This window comes from Lactobacillus acetotolerans DSM 20749 = JCM 3825 (assembly GCF_001436775.1).
GTDB lineage: Bacteria > Bacillota > Bacilli > Lactobacillales > Lactobacillaceae > Lactobacillus > Lactobacillus acetotolerans.
In genome coordinates this window covers 1-21,261 of sequence record NZ_AYZC01000017.1, presented here as the reverse complement: position 1 = coordinate 21,261, position 21,261 = coordinate 1, and the positions used below count along the sequence as shown (strand labels likewise).

The following is a 21,261-nucleotide window of genomic DNA, read 5'->3' as shown; positions in this document are numbered from 1 at the left end:
GCAGAAATTTCTGCTATGTTTTTTCTATAAATTATTTTTTAGAATTATCATCTTTTTTTTCTGGTGGAATTAAAACTTGTCTAGGTTTTGAACCTTCTGATGGTCCAACAATTCCTTTAGCTTCCATTTCATCAACAATTCGCGCAGCACGGTTATAACCAATCCTAAAACGACGTTGCAGCATTGAAACACTTGCCGTTTGCTGCCGCCGGACTAAATCAACAGCCTTAGGATAAAATTCATCTTCAGGTTCATCATTACTACCACTAGATGAAATATTTTCACCCTTTTGTGGGATCATCTCTTTATCATATTCTGGCTTTTGTTGGTGTTTAACCCATGAGATAACCTTTTCAACTTCATGAGATGATACATAAGCTCCCTGAATCCGTTCAGGTTTAGCTGCATCAATGGGCATATAAAGCATATCTCCCCGTCCAAGAAGTTTTTCAGCACCAGTTTGATCCAAAATAGTTCTTGAATCTACCCCACTTGAAACTGCAAAAGAAATTCTTGAAGGTACATTGGCCTTGATTAAACCAGTAATGACATCAACACTTGGTCGTTGAGTTGCTAAAATCATATGAATGCCAGCGGCACGTGCCATTTGCCCTAAACGGACAATGGCTCCTTCAACGTCGTGCCCGCCAACCATCATCAAATCACTAAGCTCGTCAACAACCACCAAAATATATGGTAAAGGTTTCATGACAGTCTTTGATTTATCATGATTATTTTCAGCAACTTTTGTATTATACTCTGCCATATTACGTGCACCACTAGCTGCAAATAACTTATAACGCCGTTCCATTTCTTTAACAGCCTTATGGAGTGCATTGGCAGCTAATTTTGCATTAGTAACCACTGGTATAAGCAAATGTGGTACACCATTATATACTGAAAGTTCAACCATCTTTGGATCGATCAAAATTAATTTGACTTGGTCAGGTCGAGCCTTCATTAAAATACTGGTTAAAATCGTATTAATAGCAACTGATTTACCTGAACCAGTCGATCCGGCTATAAGTAGATGCGGCATTTTAGTTAGATTAGCAGATATTGTTTGTCCCGTAACATCTTTGCCTAATGGAACCTGCATTGGATCCCTCTTAGCTTTAGAATTTTGGTGTTCCATTACATCTTTAAAAGAAACAATTGAAGTCGTACGGTTAGGTACTTCTATCCCAATAAATGGCTTACCCGGAATTGGAGCTTCAATTCTAATATCTTTTGCAGCCAGTGCCAAAGCCAAGTCATCAGATAAATTAACAATCCGGCTAACTTTTACCCCAACAGCAGGTTGAACCTCATAACGGGTTATCGTAGGCCCTAAAATTGCTTTTTTAATGATTACCTTAACGCCAAAACTTTTAAAGGTAGATTGCAATATCTGAGTATTCTTTTTAATAAGGGCTTTATCTGCACTCTGGTCAATATTTTTAACTGGATCAAGCAAAGTCACCGGCGGCTTCTTATACGATGTATTGGTTTTAGTCCCTGTTTGCAATTCACCATGATCTACACTGCCTAAATCTTGTTCCAGTTTCCGATCTTCATCAGCAAAAGAATGTGCTTTAGGTAAATCAGCGTTATTCTCAGATTTATTCTTTTGATCATCATTTTGCGATGCAACTTGAATCTGTGGTTCAGAATGATCATCAGAATAAAAACTAGCCTTATCTGAGCCTTTACTTTCATCCTGTGAACTAACTACTTCTGGCTCAACTTCCTTATTTGAATGATCGCCATCTTCATTAGAAAAATCATTAACATCAGGAAATACAGAGGTCTCTTTTTTCAATGAATCCTTCAGTTGCTTTGAATTTTCTTTTTCAATTTTGCGCTGCTTTTGCTTTTTCCGAATATCACCGCATTTATCTTTTAACTTGGAACCCGCTTCTTTATTTTTACGGATAAAAAATTGACTAAAAGATTGAAATTTTTCAATAATAGTTCGAAATTTAACATCAAAGAACATCAACAACCCAATAGGAATTAATAATACGGCAAAAACACGCAATCCGATTTGACCAAGCAAAGGGTAAAGGAGCTGATAGCCAGCTGCACCAATTATTCCACCACCAACTGAAACAGTGACACTAGCACGTACAAATTCTCTGGCCATTTCATGCCAAAAAGAATTTAAAAATGCACTATTAACTAATTCATGTTGAAAATAAACACTACTTTGAATTAATAAAAGACCAAAAATGGCTAGAAACAACCCACAACTACGTTTAAATCTTAGGTGCATTGGTTGACTGTAGATCAACATGACAAGCCCAAAAAGAGCAAATAGAGCACTAGCTAACAGATATGAATCACCAACGAATAACCTAATTACATTAGCAGTTTGTTTACCTAATATCCCTACTTTAACAAAAGCTAGAACAGCAATTACGATCTGGATAATGCCAATAATCGCCCAGTAAATATTCTTCTGTTGCTTCCTTTTACTTGTTTTCCCCGATGTTCTCTTCTTTCTTCTTTTAGGCATAATTTCACCTAACTAAAGACTAAAAATTAGCTTTGAAGTTCAAATTAACTGGTTTATCCAATGTAACTTGTGTAACTTCATAAGTTAAAGTTTCAATGTACTCAACTAACGGCCGACTTAGTAGCTTATAATCTGATTTTTCAAGATCACTGCCATCACCATAATAATTCTTCAATTGAACTATTTGACTGATTGTTCCGCTAACCGAAAAATCTCCTGGGGCCGGTGCAACATCGAAAACAACGTTAATTTCATAGTAATTACCATCTTTACCTTCATCCGTTGTTCCATCTTCATTTTGTTTTTGGGCTTTTCTTAGGCCAAAATTAACCTCGTCTTTCGTTTTAGGCTTGTCATTCAAATCGTAATGAAACGCGTGAACAATTACGGGCGTCATTTTCTTAAAATCCATTATTTACTCTTTCCTAAATTTCGTTCATATCTTTCTGGGCGATTATAATCATCTTTTAATTTATCATTCTCATAATGATGTGTGGTCTCCATTGCAGGAAAACCTTGTTGACGTAAAGCCTCAAGTAAAACCATCGCAACTGAATTAGCCAAATTATAACAACGAATATTATTCGACATCGGTATTCTTAAGTTTCGATCATAATACTCACGCATAAATGTTTCTGGCAACCCAGTGGTTTCCTTACCAAAGACAAAATAATAATTTTTATTTGGATCAGTATAATTTACTTCTGCATAATTTCTAGATGAAAATTTAGAAATTAAATACATCTCATCCTTTGGACCTAAGGTCTTTAAAAATGCAGTTAGGTCATCATGCATGTGGACATCGACTTTATCCCAATAATCTAGACCAGCTCGCTTCATTTTTTTATTATCAATTTGAAAACCTAGAGGCTCAATTAAATCTAAAACGGCATTAGTGCCAGCACACGTACGTGCAATATTACCAGTATTAGCCGGCATTAATGGCTCATATAAAACCACATGATTTGTCATAATACTCTCCTCCACTAAAAAAGTGTAGTTCTATCTAACCACGCTTTTTTGTTTCTACTTATTCTTTTCTATCTTTTTACCCTGCTTTACATTTTCTGTATCTGAAGGGGCGACTTCTTCGTCATCAAAGACTTTAGACACTCTCCGATAATAATTGTATACACGAGAAATAATAATCTTCAAAATAGCATATATCGGTATACCAAAGATGACACCCCAAAGTCCCCAAACGGCACTTGCACCAATTAATAATAAAATAGTGGTTACTGGGTGCATTTCCATCTTATTTCCCATAACTAATGGACTAATTAAACGTGATTCAATTGTTTGCTCAATAACAAAAACAATTAAGACTTTAATTAGCATTGGAAAAGAAACAATAATTGCAATTACTACGGCAGGGATAATCGAAATAAAGGTACCAAAATACGGAATTAAATTTAAAACACCACTCAATATGGCTAAGGCAATCCCATATGGTTGCCCAATTATAGTATAACCAATGGCAAACATGATGCCTACCCAAAAGGCAACGGTAATTTGCCCACGAATATAAGAAGCCAATGCATCATTAATATCATACAAAAGCTGACTAAAGCTCTTCTGCCAACGCTGTGGTGCAAATCTAGTAATATAAGGACGCAAATTGTGTCCATCTTTTAACATGAAAAATAGTATAAATGGCGCAGTAAGCAAGGTCATAAATATCATCGTGATAATACTTATTGCCGAGGAAATATTACCCAAAGTAGCACTGACTGCAGTTCGTCCAGATTTAAACAAGGTCTTCTGAGCATGATCAATCATATTATTAATATTATTTTTTACACCATGTAAATGCGGATCACGCAATGCATTTTGCGTAGCATTAACGGCATCATTCCAAATATGTGGCCAATTTTTAACCAAAGAATCAATTTGTCCTTGCACAATTGGAAATAACGTATTAATGATCCAAACCAATGCAACTACTACAATCAAAAATAAAGCAATAATTGTAATTACCCGCGGTACTTTAAATTTACGTTCAAGCCAATCCACAACTGGATTCATAATATAGAATTGAATAATGGCAAGCATTAGTGGTGGCAAAATTGCACTAAAGAAGAGCCAAGCGGGATTTAAAATAAAAGAAATCTTATTGAACACCCAAATAACTAGGAAGAACAATAAGATATTCAATAAAATAATACTAAGACGATTATTTAAAAACCATTTTTTAAAAATAGTACGCCTATGTCTTCTATGTTTTTCTTTGTATTCCATTAAATTATCCTAATTAAATATGTTCATAAACAATATCATCATCAACTCTAAAAGTTGGCAATGGCTGCTTACTATCAGAGTCAAAGTAAACAGCGTTCGCTAAAGGTGCTTTTGGTAATGAACGTTTAAAGAAAAAGGTAGCATGACCCAATGCTTTCATATTACTTGCAACCATGGGGCCAACATAATTAGCGACATAGGTTTGTCCATCTATAGTTACAGTATCACCTTTTTTAAATACAAAACTACTTACAGGTGTAGAAGTATTAAATTTTTGAATAACTGACACATCAGCTAAATCTTTATCCGCTCCCACGCCAAACAAAATAACCATACCATCTTTGGTATCAACAGCTTTTTTACCAATTCCTTTGATAGTTGAGATCCACTTCATTTTTATTAGCTCCTTAGAGTCTAATTTTAGCATAACAAAAACCGCTTAACTAATATTATAAGCGGTTTTCTTTATTACTTTTTATATGCTTTGTGGTAGAAAAGCCATTTTCTAGCTTCATCTAGAAGAACTAATGGAATTGGTAAGCAGAATAAGAAGATCCAATCCGATGCCATTAGATTAGTTGTATTAAAGAGCTCTTGTAAACCAGGCGTTACAGTCAAAACTAAGAACAATAAGATTTGAAAGATAATTCCGTACCAAATATTTTTATTACTGAATAATCCTTTTTTGAAGACAGAAACTTTATTTGTTCTACAGTTTATGACATTAGCCACCTGAGCAAATCCAATCGCACCTAATACCATAGTAGTGGCTCTCATATAAACTCGACCACTAGCAGCTAATGGAACTGATGGCCAACCATTTTGATAGTTAACAAAGAAGTAAGCACCAATTGAAATGATGCTTGATAACAGACCGTACCATAAGAAGGCTTTACTGATAATACTCTTGGTTAGCAAGTGCTCACTTCGCTTTCTCGGAGCCTGTTTCATAACATCAGGATCAGCAGCTTCTGCCCCTAATCCTAATGCTGGTAACATATCAGTTCCTAAATCAACCGTTAAAATTTGCATAACCGTCAATGGCAATGGAATTAAACCACTTGAGAATAGGAACAAGATTGATGGAAATGCTTCTGCAACATTAGAAGTCAAAATGTAAGTTAAGAATTTACGGATGTTACTGTAAACAGCACGACCTTCTTCAATCGCAGCTACAATTGAAGCAAAGTTATCATCAGTTAAAACGATATTGGCTGCATCCTTCGCAACATCGGTACCGGTCATACCCATGGCAATTCCGATATCCGCTCTCTTCAATGCAGGAGCATCATTAACACCATCACCTGTTGAAGCAACAACTTCACCATTTTCTTGTAAGGTCTTAACTACTTTGTACTTTTGCTCAGGAACAACTCTGGCAAAGATAACTTCACCCTTCAATGCTTGGCGAAGTTCTGCATCACTCATATTGTTGAGTTCATTACCAGAAATAACCCGAGCTTTCTTAGAAGTTAAACCAATCTGGACGGCAACTGACTTAGCCGTAAGCTTGGAGTCACCAGTAACCATAATAATCTTAATTTTGGCTTCGTGACAGCGACGAACAGCATTATAAATTTCTGGACGTGGTGGGTCACTCATTGTAGTTAAACCAACAAAGATTAAATGACTTTCAGCCTGATCAATTGTCAGCTTACTTACATCCGTATCTTTGCGCTCAACAACTTTATAGGCCATTGCTATGCTGCGAAGACCCTTTGCGGCGTAATCTGCATTAACCTGCTTAGCACGATCACTGTCTTCTTTGGTCATTTTACGAATTTTACCATCAACTTGAATTTGATCACATTGTTTGATGGTATCACTAAATGCACCTTTAGTAAGAATAATATATTGGGTATCATTCCAACGGTGAATAGTAGTCATCCGTTTACGATCTGAATCAAATGGTAATTCACGTAATCTTGGGTATTTGACTAAAACTTTTTGTTTTTCAAAACCAGCCTTTTCAGCCATGATAATCAACGATGCTTCGGTTGGCGTACCCAAAATCTTAGGTTTACCGCCCTTAACCTTACTTGGTTGTACGGTAGTATCATTATTCAAAGCTGAAATTTGCACTAACTTATGTAAATCTGGATTTTCTTCATACCATAATTGCTTATTGTTAAGTTCAATTTGACCATTATTAACATAACCGTTACCAGTTACGTGGTATTCATGCTTCGGTGTCCAAATATAATGAATAGTCATTTGGTTTTGGGTTAGAGTACCGGTCTTATCAGAACAGATAACAGTGGTTTCACCTAAAGTTTCAACGGAGTTCAGTTCCTTAACCAACGCATGCTTTTTAGCCATTCGTCGTACACCTATAGCCAGACTCAAAGTAACTGTAGGAAGAAGGCCTTCAGGAATAAAGGCGACAATCATTCCTAAAGCCAAAATAAAGGCTTTAGCAAATGGATATTTAACAAAGAAAATAGCACAAACTAAGAAAACAACACCGGTTGAAACAGCAATAATTGAAAGCTGCTTGGTCAACCGATCCAATTCTCTAGTCAAAGGACTCTCGGTCTTTCCTTGCTTTTGGGTTAAATTAGCAATCCGACCAAATTCAGTTTTCATACCAGTGGCAAACGCAATTGCACGACCGGTACCTGCCCCAACAGTAGTTCCTGAATAAATCAGGTTACTTTCAGCATAACTGCCTTCTCCAGGATCATACTTAGTAGTTTTTGATTCTGGAACAGATTCACCAGTTAATGCACTTTGATCAACTTGCATTGAACTTGCACTAATTAAACGAGAATCTGCTGGGATTGAGTTTCCGGCTTGTAAAAGAAATACATCGCCAGGTACCAAATCTTTGGAATCGACCTGCATCTTCTTACCGTCGCGGATAACTAAAACGTAGGTTGGCAACATGTTGTTTAATGCATCAGTTGCACGCTTGGCCGCACGCTCTTGCCAGAAGCTAAATAAACCATTAATAATGTTTACCATCCAAATGGCAATACCTAATTCAAGTGTCCCACTCATCATGGCTATAGCTCCGGAAATCCAAAGTAGGATTGCCATCGTGCTAATAAAATTCTTAAAGAATGTCTTCCATTGCGATTTTTCTTCAGACTTTTTAATAGCATTAGGCCCATATTTCTTTAATCTCTTAGCCGCTTCCTCTGAACTTAGGCCATTGGCTGAAGAATGTAAATTAGTAAAAACTTTTGTAATGTCGTCTCCGGCATAAAGCTCACGAATTTTCTTTTCATCCATTCCACTTTTACCTTCTTAATCCTTAAATTTTGTCTATAAAATACTCGACAACCTACTTTAACACTTTTAAAAATAAAATGGTATCCTTACCTATTTTATTTTTAGTGTTCCAGACAATGGTATACTAATTTATGCTAATTGCAATTACGATATACTAATTTATGCTAATTGCAATTATTAAAATGAAAACGGAGGCTTATTTCATGAAGGTATTAATAGGTGGTTATACAAAAAATGCCTCAAAGGGAATTTATGAATTAGGACTAAAAGGCAACGGTGAGAATGCTCGTTTAGGCAAAGCAAAACTCATTATTAACGTCGCTGGCCCAACATACTTTCAAAAAGATGGTGATCTACTCTTTGCCATTAATAATGCCGGTAACAAAGGCGGAATTAAAAGTTTTAAATTGACTGACCAGAAATATCATGAAGTTGATAAATACTTAACCCCAGGCGCATCCCCAGCCTATGTTGGCATTGATCGTAAAAAGAAGCTGCTTTACACAGCAAATTATCACACAGCAGTTTTGTCAGTCTTTCGTTATTCAAGCGATGGTAAATTAACTTTACTTGATACAGTCAAACATATCGCTGAGAATTTAGGCTCTCGTCCCGAACAAATGGATGGTCCACACCCACATTTCTTCGATGAAACTCCAGCAGGCAACCTGGTTAGCTGTGATTTGGGCAATGATAGCGTTGATTTTTATCATTTAAGTAATGATAAATTAGAACACTTAGCTAGTTATAAAAACGAAAGTGGTTTTGGCACAAGACACATTGTATTTTCCAAAGATGGTAATTATTTCTACGTTGTAGGTGAATTATCAAGTAAAATTAATGTTGTTAAATTTGATGAAGAAAGATGGTCGTTTGAAAGCATCGCTACTTATTCAACCATTCCAAATAGCTTCACCGGACATAATGGTGCAGCCGCCATTAGAATTAGTGGTGATGACAAATTTATTTATGTTTCTAACCGCGGTAACGATTCTTTAACCGTTTTTGAAATCAATAAAGATCATACTTTGAAACATGTTCAGCGTGTTTCCGCTTTCGGTAAATTCCCACGTGATTTCAATTGGGATCCGGATGAAAAATACGTAGTCGCAGCTAATCAAACTTCTAATAATGCTACCTTATATTTACGTAACGCTGAAGACGGTAGCTTAACCCCAATCCAAAAAAATATTGCGGTCCCAGAAGGAACTCGAGTTATTTTTACTAAATAAAAAACCTAATTAAGGAGATATATTTTTATGTTAGATATTTTTAAAGCGATTATTCTTGGAATAATCGAGGGAATTACTGAGTTTCTTCCCATTTCTTCAACTGGCCACCTTTATTTGGCTGATTATTTCATCAAGCTAAATCAACCCAAAAGCTTTATTAACATGTTTATGGTTGTTATTCAGCTTGGGGCTATCCTCAGTGTGATTTTAATTTACTTTAATAAATTAAATCCCTTTGCACCTTCAAAAAGCCACCAAGAAAAAGAGGCAACTTGGCAACTTTGGCTTAAAGTTATCATTGCAGTTTTGCCTTCAGTCATCATTGGCTTACCCCTAAACGATTGGTTAGACAAAAATATGACTACTTGGCAAGTTATTGCCGCAACATTAATTATTTACGGTATTCTTTTTATTATCTTAGAGAACTACTACAAAAAAAGAACGCCCAGTTTAACTAAGCTTAATAAGTTAAGTTACAGGATGGCCTTCTTCATCGGTTGTTTCCAGGTTCTTTCACTAATACCCGGTACTTCACGGTCAGGAGCTACCATTATGGGGGCAATGCTCTTAGGAACATCTCGGTTTGTTTCAACTGAATTTTCCTTCTTTTTAGCTATTCCTACTATGCTTGGAGCCTCAGTTTTAAAGTTAGGAAAGTATTTCATGAGTGGTAATGCATTTGTTGGTAACCAGTTAGCAGTCCTACTTGTTGGAATGATCGTTTCCTTCTTAGTTGCTTATATTTCAATCAAATTCTTACTTAGATACGTTAGAAGCCATGACTTTAAAGCCTTTGGCTGGTACAGAATCATTCTCGGTATTCTAGTTATCATTATTGGTTCAATATTTGCATAATAAATTAATTCAAGTTAAAGTTATGGCCTATAGTCATAGCTTTTTTCTTACGGTAAAATGTAAAAGGAATAGAAAAGGAGGCCAAGGATGAAAAATAACAGCTTACTAAAAATACTTTTTTCTACAGTATGTATAATTATTGGCCTTCTAGTTCTCTACAAATTATATCTAAATTATTTGCCTGAGATCAGATTGTTAATCCACTTCGACCACCATAATGAAAGACTTTTACTCAGAATGGTCAGGAAGCATGGAACTCAAGACTTAGTTTTTTTGTTTTTATTAAACATTATTTGTGTAGCCATTCCATTTCTTTCCAACGGCATTTTTTGCGTTTTGAATGGTGCCCTTTTCGGGCCAGAAATTGGTATGGCTGTGAATTGGGTAAGTGACGTTTTAGGACAAATCTTAGTTATGACTTTGTTAACCAAGATATATAATCCCAAGAAACTGCAGCACAGTAAGATTTATAACTTGTTAATGGGTCAAGATTATCCCCAAGCAGGTTTAACTGTAGGTTACAGTTTGCCGTTTATTCCAAGTGCAACGGTTAGTTACGCTAACCTTCTAATTAATAAAAGAAAAAAGAAACGTTTAATACCCGTTGCAATTGGTTCGATCCCCCTTGCATACTTATATGCTTACGGTGGAGATTCAATTTTACACTTAGATAAAGACAAATTAATTAAAGCGTGTGTCGGCATCTTACTTATTGCTATTATTTCGCTAACTTTTTTACTAGTTATGCGCCGTGTCAAAAAGCATAAAAAAGGAGTTTAATTTCAAAATTAAACTCCTTTTTCTTTATACCAATTTATATGTTTTATTCTTTTGATCAAAGATAAATTCTTGTCGTCCATTTTCTGAGAGCAAAACAACTTTCTTATAAGGACAACTATAACCAAAATTAGTTAATTCAACTGTATTTTTTTGACCAATTGTTATCTTATATAAATTAAACTGACCATTCTGATAAGCAAAATCTTCACCATCATCTTGATAATGAATATAGTTACCATAATCTCCAAATAACCTAAAGGTTATAACATCATGTTTTTTAGGATCAATGTGGTTATTGCTTTCATCCCAAGGTAAAATTGTATTCTTTTTAATAAAAAGCGGTAACTTATCAAGACCAGCTTTAACAAGTATGGAAGTATCACCTGCATACTCGCTGCCAGTCCAAAAATCAAGCCAATCTCCTTTAGGCAGGTAAACTACACGTTCAGTTTGTCCTTCAGTTACAACAGGTGCAACAAGCAAGTCATCACCAACCATAAACTCATCATTGAGTGTACGCACCTTTCTATCTTTAGGAAAGTTTAAAACCAGTGGTCGCATAATTGGCAGACCAGTTTTAGTTTCTTGATAGAAATTATCATAAAGGTAAGAAATCAAATGATACCGTAACTTCAAATATTTTCGGTAAATTTCTAGTGTTGGTTGCCCAAATGACCAAGGTTCCTGAGCTCTGGTACCCACAGAAGCATGGTTGCGTAATAAAGGACTAAAGATTGCTGCTTCAAGCCAACGGATTAACAATTCAGACGTAGTATCAGCGCCAAAACCACCAATATCCGTACCAGCAAAAGCAAAACCACTCATCCCTAAGTTACACATTTGTGGTATCAACATTTGTAAGTGACCCCATAAACTTTGATTGTCACCGGTCCAAACGGTCGAATACTTTTGTGTGCCAGCATACGCAGCCCTGGTAATAACGTATGGTCGTTTACCTGAATATTTCTTTAAACCTTCATAAGTGGCTTTATCCATATTATGTCCATAAACATTGTGCATTTTGGCATGGGTAGACCGTTGCTTACCATCAGAAAAGGCAATATCATCTGGAAGCGCACCGTTAAAAGAAGCAGGTTCATTCATATCATTCCAAACACCGCAAGTGCCAATATCAACTAAATATTTAACATTTTTAGCCCACCAGTCACGGACTTCTTTTCTACCAAAGTCAGGGTAAACTGCATCACCAGGCCAAACTTTATTTACATATACGCTACCATCCGGATTTTTAACAAAGTAACCCTTTTTAATACCTTCCTGATAAATGGGATAATTTTTATCTAACTTTACACCAGGATCAATAATTGGCATTATCCTAAAACCTTCTTTACGCATCTTCTGCACAAATTTCTTAGGATCCTGATAATTATCCTTTCTCCAAGTAAAAACGCGGTAGCCATCCATATAATCGATATCTAAGTGGATAACGTCACATGGCAAATCATTTTCTCTAAGTTTATCGGCAATCTGCTGAACTTCCTTTTGGCTAACACTATAACTCCAACGCGATTGTTGGTAGCCTAATGTCCATTTCTGCGGTAAAGGAACGCGTCCGGTCAAATAAGTATAATTAGATACAACTTCTTTCAAATCTTTTCCTCCAATTACATAGTAATCAAGGTTGCCTTGAACTGCTGAATAGAAATAATAATTAGAATTTTCTTTACCTAAATCAAAGTGGCTTTTATACGAATTATCAAAAAATAGCCCGTAAGGAAGGCCATTTTTCATTCCAATCAAAAACGGGATCGATTTATAAAGCTTAGTAAAACTTTCTACATGCGGCTCAGGGTTATCCGTATTCCAGTTATCGTATTCGTAACCCCGCTTATTAAGAAATCCAGTCTTATCACCTAACCCATAAAATTGTTCATCTTGTGCTAATTTTTTGATTACTAAAATTTGACTTCCCTTTTGATCGCTGGCAATTTGATGACCCTCCTCTTCAGCCAATTTTTTCTGTTCAGAATTTATTTCCCGGTCTAAAGGGATCCTCTTACCTAAATAATCTTGAATGAGCGGTTGATCTTTTTCATTAAAAACATCAATATGTAAATCTTCATCTACTTTTAAATGCAATGCTGCTGTTCTAATGATTATTTGCTTTTTGCTTTGTTCAACTTCAACCTTTGTTTTAATTTCTTTATTACCTTCAATAGCGTAAGAATTACCCGTTTCACCATGATCTTCAAAAATACGAATTATCTCTGGTGTGAGTACAGATATTTTGATTTTTCTATTATTATTTGAAACCCAAAAGGTTTGTTTTTCCTGTTTAAACTCCATATTTTCTCCTTTGCAAGTGGTTAATGTTTTTCATATTAAAGCAAACAGAAAAAAATTTCTAGAATAAAAGACTCAAGCCTTCTTTGACTTGAGTCTTATGATTATTTAATTTCTATACAATTTTATATCAAATTAGCTTCCTTAAGCAGTTCTGCAACCCAAGTTTTCTTGATTCTCCTGAGCCCAGTTTTTACTGCTAATTTTTCAGGCAGTTTCATATCCTGATCAGCCAACTTTCTCTTGTCGGACATGTAATACATTGCACGGAGAAGCTGACGGATATCATAAATTGAATCCCAAACTTCTGGAACACCCCGATCAACGTTAAGCAAAGTATAAACTGATTCCATCGCGGTTCTAACGGAATACTCAGTCGTAAAGACAGTATCCCTTGTTGGACTTTCAGCAAAATTACCGATAAAGGCTAAATTAACTGAACCCTTTGGTACAACTGCAGGACGGTCACCGTCATGACGGGGCATGAAGTAACTCGTGATATACGGCATATAAACAGGAACTGTGTTCATATTCTCTTCAGAGGACATTTCTACAATTTCACTTTCAGGAACACCTAGGTGATATAACAATTCTTCAGCAATCTCTTGACCAGTACAATCAACAATTCTCTTTTTTATGTAATTACCCTCAGTATCTGAGTAAAGTGCATAAATCCAAACAACGATCTCATCAGGATTCTGACTTGGAAAATGCGGTTGCCTGTGAATGGTGAAGCTTAACATCCAGTTAGAATCGGTAATTGTTATGATACCACCAGTATTAACCTTACCATCATAAAGGCTGCGCTTGGTTAGGCGTTCAAAGTACGGAGCAAGCTTCTTATTTTTCAGCGTTGTCGTAGCAGAAACAAACCAACTGCGATCTGGGATGTTTTCACAGAAGACATCCGGATTACCAAATTCAGAATCTTGCTTTGCCAAGTTTTCCCATAGTTTCCAAGAGCTCCCCTTAGCATGGGTAATTGGAGCTGGAGTATTTTGATTACCATAAGTTGAACTTTCTGTAATTGAACCATTCGTTACGAAGACAATATCATCTCGAGTTAAAGGAATTTCTTTTTGTTTACCCTTGTGTTCAATGATGATCTTTTGGGCAATTTTCTTTTTACCCTCATGATCAACAATAATATTTTCAACATGGGTATTTTTTTCAAATTTAACGCCGTGATCCTTTAAATACTTAAGTACAGGCTTAACCATCGAGTCATATTGATCATATTTATTAAATTTCAAAGCAGAAAAGTCAGGCAAACCATCAATATGGTGGATAAAGCGCATGCAGTAACGGCGCATCTCAGCCAATGAATGCCACTTTTCAAAAGCAAACATAGTTGACCAATAGGTCCAGAAATTTGTCTTAAAAAATTCTGGTGAAAAGTATTCTTCAATCGTCTTTCCTTGAATTTCTTCTTCTGGAGTCATAATCAACTTAATAATTTCTTTAGCAGCCGGTCCTAATTGATAGAGGCCATCACTTGCAACTTCATTGCCTCGTTGGTGAATCAAGCGACAATTTGATGAGTTTGGGTCTTCTTTATCAAGCCAATAATACTCATCTAAATATGAAGCTCCTGGAATTCTAAGCGAAGGAATTGAACGGTACATGTCCCATAAACATTCAAAGTGATTCTCCATTTCACGTCCACCACGAACAACAAAGCCCGCATGTGGTCGTTTCGTGCCGTCTAGCGATCCACCAGCAACATCTAATTCTTCTAAAATATGGATTTTATCTCCGGCCATCTTAGCATCCCTAACTAAGAAAACAGCCGCTGCTAAACCAGCTAACCCACTACCAATAATATAAGCAGATTTTTTATCTACGCCCTCTGGCTTCTTCGCATCAGCAAAAGCCTCATAGTTACCATTTGAATAATACATTCAAGTTTCCTCTTCCTATATAAGTATAGCTTTATTTCTATACTCTTAATTTTAGTAAAAGCGTTTTCAAAATTCAATACCTTTATTTTAACAGAAAGTAAAATGGAATAACCTTAACTCTCAAGATTATTCCATAATAACTGCATGTCTTCGGGGTCAAAGATTTTAACCCTTACATTTCTGCCTTCCGCAAAAGGATCTGGGAAATCTAAATAAAAGCAATTTAAGGCTTGGTGTGGGAACTTATCTCCTATACCGTATAATTTATCGCCAAAAAGCGGATGGCCAATATACTGCATGTGTACCCTAATTTGGTGAGTTCTACCAGTATATAAGCGTAATTCCACTAAGCTTGCTCCCTTTTTCTGCTTCAGAACCTTATAAGTAGTCTTAGCTTTTTTACCACTCATTAAAACACTGCGTTTAACTCCCCTACCTTTTTTGCCAATTGGAAGTTCAATTACTCCAGTTAAATTGTGATCGCTAAAATTCCCATGGACAATGGCATGATACTTTTTAACAAAATCATCTTTACCAAGTTTACTAAAACGGGCGTGTGCTACCGCATTTTTACCAATTAAAACCAAGCCAGACGTATTTCTATCTAACCGAGTTATCACGTGCGGTTTTAAATCTATTTCTTTCTCCCGCTTAAAATAACCCATCAACCGGTTAACTAGGGCATCATCATCTTCATATCGCGAAGGGATGGATAAAACACCGGCAGGTTTATTAACAATCAGATAGTTTTTCTTTTCTTGAATAATATTTATCGGTGCGTTCGAGGGTCTTAACCACGGATTGTTCTTTTCTTCACCCGTAAGAAAGAGCACCTCATCCCCAACTTGTAAATGGTAACTTGTGTACCGTCTCTTATGATTCACTAAAATCATACCGTTATGATTCTTAGCATTATTGATTGCCCGTTTCGAAAAACTATTCTTTAACAAAAAAGAGCCCAATTTCTTGGGACCTTTTTCAGCAACATGTAATTTAAACAGGGTCATCTTTATCACCGATAAATGCATTCTGAACCCGAGACCAAAAATGATGGTGGCCAAAACGATCAAAGTTAATTACTTTATTAGAAATACGGTAAATAATTTTTTTAGCATTACGCACATCTAACCTGCTGCCATCAATTGTCATCACAAAATGATCGACGTTAGGTACAATCGTAATCCATTGATCTGGTGCTATCACAATTGGTGAAGACAAAGACCTAAATACCCGGTTATTAATCGAAGCAATTTCGGTCATCTGTAGAGCCTTCAAACGGGGATGAATTACTGCCCCACCTAGTGACTTATTATAGGCAGTAGATCCAGTCGGTGTTGATACACATAAACCGTCACCCCGAAAGTTCTCAAACAATTGGTCATTAATATAAACGTCAGCTTCAAGTGTGTGCGAAACCCGCTTAACAGCTGATTCATTCAAAGCCAAATACCTTTTTTTATCCCCAGACTCAGTAATAAGATTTGCCTCAAGCAATGGGTACTTAGCTGATTCCGGCTCACGCAAAAATAAAGCATCAACCATTTTATCCACATCATAGCTGCGCCAATCTGTGTAAAAGCCTAAATGCCCGGTGTGTACACCAATAAAACGAATGGAGCTTACCTGATTAATGTAGCGGTGAAAGGCATTAATCAAAGTGCCATCACCGCCTACAGTAATCACTACGTCAGGATATTTTGCATCAAAGACAACATTTTTCTTTTGCAAAAGCTTCTTTAAGTGAGCGACAACTTTTAGTGTCTCCTCATTGTTATTATGAGCAATTGTTATTCTCATGATTTTTCCTTGCCCTTATTTTTGGTAAAAATTTTCTGTGCTTCCTGAACTTCATCCTTAATCAAAGACATTTCTTCATCAAGTTTATATGCAGCTTCCGCCGTCGATTTTAGTCTTTTAGAAATATCTTCAGGATACGAGCCCTTATATTTATAATTCAGGGTATGCTCAACTGTTGCCCAGAAATTCATAGCCAAAGTTCTAATCTGAATCTCAGCTAAAAGTTTTTTAGGACCTTCTGGCAAATAAACTGTATAGGAAATAACCATATGGTAAGAACGGTAACCCGATGGTTTCGCATTCTTAACATAATCACGTTCTTCCACAACTTCCATATCTTCGCGAGCATGGATAAGGTCGACAACCTTGTAGATATCATCCACAAATTGACAAACAATCCGTACGCCGGCAATATCCTGCATATCAGTCTCGATAACCTCAGGACTAATTACCCGCCGTGTCATCTTTTCTTTAATTGAATCCACTGTTTTAACGCGTCCAACTACAAATTCAATTGGTGAATGCTCACCCTTAGTTAAAAAGCTTTGTCTAAGGGAACGAAACTTTACTTTTAATTCACGTACGGTCTCATTGTAAGGCCATAAAAAATTATCCCAATCTATGTTCATACGAAAAAAATCCCTTTTCTAAACAATCATTCTAAGTTTAACATATAATAAAAATAAGGAATGGAGTAATACAAAATGTCAAAAGATCGTGAAATTGAAGCTAAAACTATTTTAGCCAAAAATGTTTACCAAAAGATAAGTAAAGCATTTCCAATTAAAGAGGATTTTCAGCAAGCTAACTATTACTTTGATACAGACGATAACTTATTAAAGAAGCACAATATTGGCTGTCGTATCCGTATCTTTTCCGACCACGCCGAGCAAACATTAAAAGTTCCCGATCCGCGGCCCGTCCAAAAAAAGTTTCATGAAGTCATAGAGATCAATGATAAATTAAAACTTGAAGAAGCAAATTCATTAATAAAAAAAGCCCAAACAAACGATTACTTTATCTTTCAAGGAAACATTGGACAATATTTATCGAAACATTTTGCTGATAAACAAAAGAAGCTACGTTTACAAACTTGGAGCAAGACTCATCGTATCCTTGCAAACGGGCCAGAAAATTGTGAGTTAACTTTTGATGCCACTTCATATCCTGATGGATTTGAAGATTACGAATTTGAAATTGAAAATACTAATCCTACTTTAATCAAAAAGATTTTAATTCAACTTGAGAAAAAGTACGGTTTTAAGCAGACAGCAAACAACACTAACCAAAACAAAATTGCCCGTGCGTATAATCACCGCAGTAAAAATTGAAGCATATTCTTTGTTTCTAAATTTGTTGTTTGCTAAAGTAAAATTTGATCCGTTAAACAACATAGGAGTTTTTGATTATGTTTGAAATTTTCTTTTTTATTAATCCAGTTGGCATTTATTGCTATGATACAGAAAAATTAATTAGAAGCACAATTACTGAGCTAGATATTGATGCCTGTTACCATTTCATTCCGATCGTTACCATCAACGTAATTAAAAAAGATATTTTACGACGGAAAAAAGACGGGCAAAAAATTATTGATATCAACAATTATACGATGGCTGCTTATAATGCATTGAAGGATTATCATGCAATCAAACTTGCTTATGGAAATAAAAAAGCCCGCTCCTATGTTTTTAACTTACAGAGGAAAATAAATAAGAATTTTAACGTTTACTCTTCCGACTTACCAAGAAAAGTAGCAAAAGAACTAAATCTAAATGTTAAAAATATCGAACAAATTAAAAATAGTAATTATGTTATCGATTCAATTGATCAAGATAAAAAATTAGCTAAAAAATCCAAGATCAAAAGTATTCCAACTACCGTTGTTTTTAATGAAAATGATAATTACAGTGGCGTTCTATTTGAAGGAACAGCTACTCGTCACGGTTTAATTAAATTATTTGCACCTAAACAAGATAACCATGCTTTAGGTAACTTTTTTAAACCTAAGAATCATTTGCGCTTAATTTAAGTAAATAATCGGTTGCGGTATCTAAACTGCCAATTTCACGAAAATGCTTAAACACAGAAGATGACAGATTATCGATTGTCATCTTCTGTTCATAGAGTAACTTAGCAATTCTGATTCCTTTGATACTTTTCTGCCTAATTTGTAATTGTAAATACTGCTTCTGTTTAACTGGGTTAATATGATAGTGGTGAAGAATTGGTTTGAATTTCCAGAAATTTTGGATACCAACTTCATCTAATGAAAAATTTATTTGCTGATAATGAACTTTATTAGTTAACGGCTCTAATAAAATATTATATTTTAAACGCAAAATTTGTTTAATTGGATCAATTTCTAAATAATACTCACGCCACAGTTGATTTCTACGAAAGAAAATCAATTGTGTTTTTTTTTTATTTTTTGTCGTAAAAAATGGCGTTTTCCTACTATCCAAATATCTTTAACATTTTCTTTTTTATATAAAGCATGCCGGTGATTATATTCAGCCTTACTTAAGGGTGCACATTGAATTTCAAATGCTAAATTTGATGATGCTAAAATGTCTGCTCGTATTTGCCCAGCAGCTAAAGGAACCTCTACTTGCGCATTAAAACCCGCTGCAGTCAAAGCTGCTTTCAAAGCCATCTTAGAAGAATGATGTTCTTCCTTCTCACCCATAAAATTTCCGTAATGATTCAAATGTTTAAAAAAGGCTGATTTTTGTTGAGAAACAATTAGGATCACCCTCTTTTTACAATGTGGGCAATAATAGTGTTGGCCATTTAATTGCTTTTTATTATTTCTAACCAAGTATGCTTCATTAACTGCTAATACTAATTTTTTATTTAACATAGCTGCGTACAAAATAATTCACCCGTTATTAAGTACGCAAAAAAAGACGAGATTTACTCGTCTTTTTCTTTTTATCAAACTATTTAATTATTTACGTTTAGCATTGCTAAAGTAATAACGTAAATGCCCCAATGCATTATTTGCAAGCAAACATTTACCGGTTTGCTTGACCTGATTCATTGCACTTTGATCAATCTTAATACCGTATTCATTAGCAATTGCCCAAGCATCGGCTGGTTTCATTTCAGCAAAATCATCATTCATAAAAGCTAATTCCAAGAAATATTTACCACGCTCATAATATAAGCTCGAGGCAAGGTCACTAACTCGTAAATTATCAGCAAGTTCAGTTAAAGCATCGAGGTCATCAAAGTAATATGATTGTCCCTTTTGAAATTTCCAAAAAGATTTTTCTGACTGCTTTGAAGCAAACGAATTCGTTTTTGTATCCTCAGGATCCATTTCCGCGTTGACGTCATCAGCAGGATTAAGGTCGAAGAAACTTCTCCTTGGATCATCTTTTTCTGACTTTTGCTTACTTGGATTCATCAACTGTGAAAGATTGTTGCGTTTATTATTAGCTGTCACTTTAGTAATTAATAAATCAAGGCCGCCATTATTAGGCATAACTTGAAAAGTGACCGGTGCGTTTTTTGTAAATGTATGATCAGTATCAACTTCATCTAAAATCGAATAAAAGAAGTGTTGAATCTTATTCTTATCTCCTAATAAATCCAGAACTTTAAGACCACGTTGGGCCAATTCTTCCTTATTTATTCTGACACGAATAGTATTCTCATCAATATGATTAACTTGCACGAGTTTTCACCCCCATTAATAAGACCTTCTATATATTGTAGCTTACTTTGAAGATAAAATAAAAGCGCTAGCTTTAAAACTAACGCCTTTATTAGAAATTATAAATCAGCGATCTTCTGTGCTTCTTCAAGTTCTAAACGACGAACTTTACGAGGTAAGAAGCGACGAATTTCATCTTCGTTATATCCTACCTGAAGCCTACGGTCATCCATAATAATTGGTCTTCTTAATAAGCTTGGATTCTTTTCTACCAAATCAAGTAACTGATCAATTGATAAGTCATCTAAATTAACTTTCAATTGTTGAAAAGCTCTTGAGCGTGTAGAAATAATCTCCTCAGTACCATTTTCAGTCATCCGTAATATTTGGATAAGTTCCTCTTTAGTTAGAGGTTCTGAAAAAATATTTCTTTCTTTAAATGGAATATTATGCTTCTTTAACCATGCTTTAGCCTTACGGCATGAGGTACAACTTGGGGATACATATAATTCTACCATATATTTCACGCTCCTTAGACAATACTACTTTTCTGTTGTGCAATTTATATTGTAACACATTACTTTCTTTTTGTAAGTAGTATTTCATATTTAATTGATTGTTTTAATAATAAAGGTAAAACATGAATAATTTATGAAGTTTTCACCAAGAAATTCTAAAGAAAATAAAAATGCACATTAACAGTGGTTAATGAACTGAGACCTAAAAATTAGACAGTTTAAAATACAGGATTAATAGAGGCTTGAT

General features: G+C 35.3%; 18 protein-coding genes and 1 pseudogene. 5 read left to right on the top strand and 14 right to left on the bottom strand.

The window, feature by feature from the left end; genetic code table 11:
• Window positions 1–31: 31 nt before the first annotated feature.
• The 6 genes from FC77_RS03875 to FC77_RS03850 all read right to left on the bottom strand — a co-directional run bounded on the left by FC77_RS03875 (window position 32) and on the right by FC77_RS03850 (window position 7,969).
• Window positions 32–2,497: a DNA translocase FtsK gene (locus FC77_RS03875; protein WP_056970207.1), complete on the bottom strand. Its 2,466-nt coding sequence runs from the start codon at window positions 2,495–2,497 to the stop codon at window positions 32–34.
• A 19-nt stretch (window positions 2,498–2,516) separates the two neighbouring features.
• Window positions 2,517–2,909: a DUF1149 family protein gene (locus FC77_RS03870; RefSeq protein ID WP_054681710.1), complete on the bottom strand. Its 393-nt coding sequence runs from the start codon at window positions 2,907–2,909 to the stop codon at window positions 2,517–2,519.
• Window positions 2,909–3,469, bottom strand: coding sequence for a tRNA (cytidine(34)-2'-O)-methyltransferase (locus FC77_RS03865; RefSeq protein ID WP_056970206.1), 561 nt, complete (start codon window positions 3,467–3,469; stop codon window positions 2,909–2,911). The genes FC77_RS03870 and FC77_RS03865 overlap by 1 nt, the downstream gene beginning before the upstream one ends.
• Window positions 3,470–3,523: 54 nt before the next feature.
• Window positions 3,524–4,735: an AI-2E family transporter gene (locus tag FC77_RS03860; RefSeq protein ID WP_056970205.1), complete on the bottom strand. Its 1,212-nt coding sequence runs from the start codon at window positions 4,733–4,735 to the stop codon at window positions 3,524–3,526.
• A 13-nt stretch (window positions 4,736–4,748) separates the two neighbouring features.
• Entirely contained in the window at window positions 4,749–5,129 is a 381-nt protein-coding gene (locus tag FC77_RS03855; RefSeq protein WP_056970204.1) for a PTS glucitol/sorbitol transporter subunit IIA, read from the bottom strand.
• A gap of 74 nt (window positions 5,130–5,203) precedes the next feature.
• Complete coding sequence (locus FC77_RS03850) at window positions 5,204–7,969, bottom strand: cation-translocating P-type ATPase (RefSeq protein ID WP_056970203.1); 2,766 nt, start codon at window positions 7,967–7,969, stop codon at window positions 5,204–5,206.
• A gap of 203 nt (window positions 7,970–8,172) precedes the next feature.
• On the opposite strand from FC77_RS03850, the gene FC77_RS03845 reads away from it, so the two are divergent.
• From FC77_RS03845 to FC77_RS03835, 3 genes are all read left to right on the top strand, one after another.
• Entirely contained in the window at window positions 8,173–9,201 is a 1,029-nt protein-coding gene (locus FC77_RS03845; protein WP_056970202.1) for a lactonase family protein, read from the top strand.
• A gap of 27 nt (window positions 9,202–9,228) precedes the next feature.
• A complete protein-coding gene (locus FC77_RS03840; RefSeq protein WP_056970201.1) occupies window positions 9,229–10,056 on the top strand; it encodes an undecaprenyl-diphosphate phosphatase in 828 nt (275 codons plus the stop codon).
• An 87-nt stretch (window positions 10,057–10,143) separates the two neighbouring features.
• Complete coding sequence (locus FC77_RS03835) at window positions 10,144–10,836, top strand: TVP38/TMEM64 family protein (protein WP_056970200.1); 693 nt, start codon at window positions 10,144–10,146, stop codon at window positions 10,834–10,836.
• Between the two features lie 24 nt (window positions 10,837–10,860).
• Here the strand turns inward: FC77_RS03835 and FC77_RS03830 are convergent, their stop codons facing one another.
• The 5 genes from FC77_RS03830 to yjbM all read right to left on the bottom strand — a co-directional run bounded on the left by FC77_RS03830 (window position 10,861) and on the right by yjbM (window position 17,467).
• Complete coding sequence (locus FC77_RS03830) at window positions 10,861–13,143, bottom strand: glycoside hydrolase family 31 protein (RefSeq protein WP_056970199.1); 2,283 nt, start codon at window positions 13,141–13,143, stop codon at window positions 10,861–10,863.
• A 122-nt stretch (window positions 13,144–13,265) separates the two neighbouring features.
• Complete coding sequence (locus FC77_RS03825; RefSeq protein WP_056970198.1) at window positions 13,266–15,041, bottom strand: oleate hydratase; 1,776 nt, start codon at window positions 15,039–15,041, stop codon at window positions 13,266–13,268.
• Window positions 15,042–15,154: 113 nt separating this feature from the next.
• The gene (locus FC77_RS03820) at window positions 15,155–16,048 is read right to left on the bottom strand and encodes an RluA family pseudouridine synthase (protein WP_056970197.1); all 894 of its coding nucleotides are present in this window, start codon (window positions 16,046–16,048) and stop codon (window positions 15,155–15,157) included.
• Entirely contained in the window at window positions 16,035–16,838 is an 804-nt protein-coding gene (locus FC77_RS03815; RefSeq protein ID WP_056970196.1) for an NAD kinase, read from the bottom strand. The genes FC77_RS03820 and FC77_RS03815 overlap by 14 nt, the downstream gene beginning before the upstream one ends.
• Window positions 16,835–17,467 carry a GTP diphosphokinase gene (gene yjbM / locus FC77_RS03810; protein ID WP_056970195.1) on the bottom strand — a complete coding sequence of 211 codons (633 nt, stop codon included), beginning with the start codon at window positions 17,465–17,467 and terminating at the stop codon, window positions 16,835–16,837. Before yjbM ends, FC77_RS03815 begins: the two co-directional genes overlap by 4 nt.
• Window positions 17,468–17,542: 75 nt before the next feature.
• Between yjbM and FC77_RS03805 the strand changes: the two genes are divergently transcribed.
• Window positions 17,543–18,169, top strand: a complete 627-nt coding sequence (locus FC77_RS03805) for a CYTH domain-containing protein (protein WP_056970194.1) — start codon at window positions 17,543–17,545, stop codon at window positions 18,167–18,169.
• 77 nt (window positions 18,170–18,246) lie between these two features.
• Complete coding sequence (locus FC77_RS03800; RefSeq protein WP_056970193.1) at window positions 18,247–18,867, top strand: DsbA family protein; 621 nt, start codon at window positions 18,247–18,249, stop codon at window positions 18,865–18,867.
• On the opposite strand, the pseudogene FC77_RS03795 reads toward FC77_RS03800, so the two are convergent.
• The 3 genes and pseudogenes from FC77_RS03795 to spx all read right to left on the bottom strand — a co-directional run bounded on the left by FC77_RS03795 (window position 18,842) and on the right by spx (window position 21,014).
• A pseudogene (locus FC77_RS03795) lies at window positions 18,842–19,710 on the bottom strand (competence protein CoiA). The gene FC77_RS03800 and the pseudogene FC77_RS03795 overlap by 26 nt on opposite strands.
• 75 nt (window positions 19,711–19,785) lie before the next feature.
• Complete coding sequence (locus FC77_RS03790) at window positions 19,786–20,517, bottom strand: adaptor protein MecA (RefSeq protein WP_056970192.1); 732 nt, start codon at window positions 20,515–20,517, stop codon at window positions 19,786–19,788.
• Window positions 20,518–20,615: 98 nt separating this feature from the next.
• On the bottom strand, window positions 20,616–21,014 hold the full coding sequence (gene spx / locus FC77_RS03785; protein ID WP_056970191.1) for a transcriptional regulator Spx: 399 nt from the start codon (window positions 21,012–21,014) through the stop codon (window positions 20,616–20,618).
• Window positions 21,015–21,261: the final 247 nt, after the last annotated feature.

Coding starts and splice junctions, on each gene's coding strand:
- FC77_RS03855 (WP_056970204.1), bottom strand. CDS start 5,129: ATGAAGTGGATCTCAACTATCAAAGGAATTGGTAAAAAAGCTGTTGAT.
- FC77_RS03835 (WP_056970200.1), top strand. CDS start 10,144: ATGAAAAATAACAGCTTACTAAAAATACTTTTTTCTACAGTATGTATA.
- FC77_RS03830 (WP_056970199.1), bottom strand. CDS start 13,143: ATGGAGTTTAAACAGGAAAAACAAACCTTTTGGGTTTCAAATAATAAT.
- spx (WP_056970191.1), bottom strand. CDS start 21,014: ATGGTAGAATTATATGTATCCCCAAGTTGTACCTCATGCCGTAAGGCT.
- FC77_RS03805 (WP_056970194.1), top strand. CDS start 17,543: ATGTCAAAAGATCGTGAAATTGAAGCTAAAACTATTTTAGCCAAAAAT.
- FC77_RS03815 (WP_056970196.1), bottom strand. CDS start 16,838: ATGAGAATAACAATTGCTCATAATAACAATGAGGAGACACTAAAAGTT.
- yjbM (WP_056970195.1), bottom strand. CDS start 17,467: ATGAACATAGATTGGGATAATTTTTTATGGCCTTACAATGAGACCGTA.
- FC77_RS03820 (WP_056970197.1), bottom strand. CDS start 16,048: ATGACCCTGTTTAAATTACATGTTGCTGAAAAAGGTCCCAAGAAATTG.
- FC77_RS03850 (WP_056970203.1), bottom strand. CDS start 7,969: ATGGATGAAAAGAAAATTCGTGAGCTTTATGCCGGAGACGACATTACA.
- FC77_RS03870 (WP_054681710.1), bottom strand. CDS start 2,909: ATGGATTTTAAGAAAATGACGCCCGTAATTGTTCACGCGTTTCATTAC.
- FC77_RS03860 (WP_056970205.1), bottom strand. CDS start 4,735: ATGGAATACAAAGAAAAACATAGAAGACATAGGCGTACTATTTTTAAA.
- FC77_RS03825 (WP_056970198.1), bottom strand. CDS start 15,041: ATGTATTATTCAAATGGTAACTATGAGGCTTTTGCTGATGCGAAGAAG.
- FC77_RS03845 (WP_056970202.1), top strand. CDS start 8,173: ATGAAGGTATTAATAGGTGGTTATACAAAAAATGCCTCAAAGGGAATT.
- FC77_RS03840 (WP_056970201.1), top strand. CDS start 9,229: ATGTTAGATATTTTTAAAGCGATTATTCTTGGAATAATCGAGGGAATT.
- FC77_RS03865 (WP_056970206.1), bottom strand. CDS start 3,469: ATGACAAATCATGTGGTTTTATATGAGCCATTAATGCCGGCTAATACT.
- FC77_RS03800 (WP_056970193.1), top strand. CDS start 18,247: ATGTTTGAAATTTTCTTTTTTATTAATCCAGTTGGCATTTATTGCTAT.
- FC77_RS03875 (WP_056970207.1), bottom strand. CDS start 2,497: ATGCCTAAAAGAAGAAAGAAGAGAACATCGGGGAAAACAAGTAAAAGG.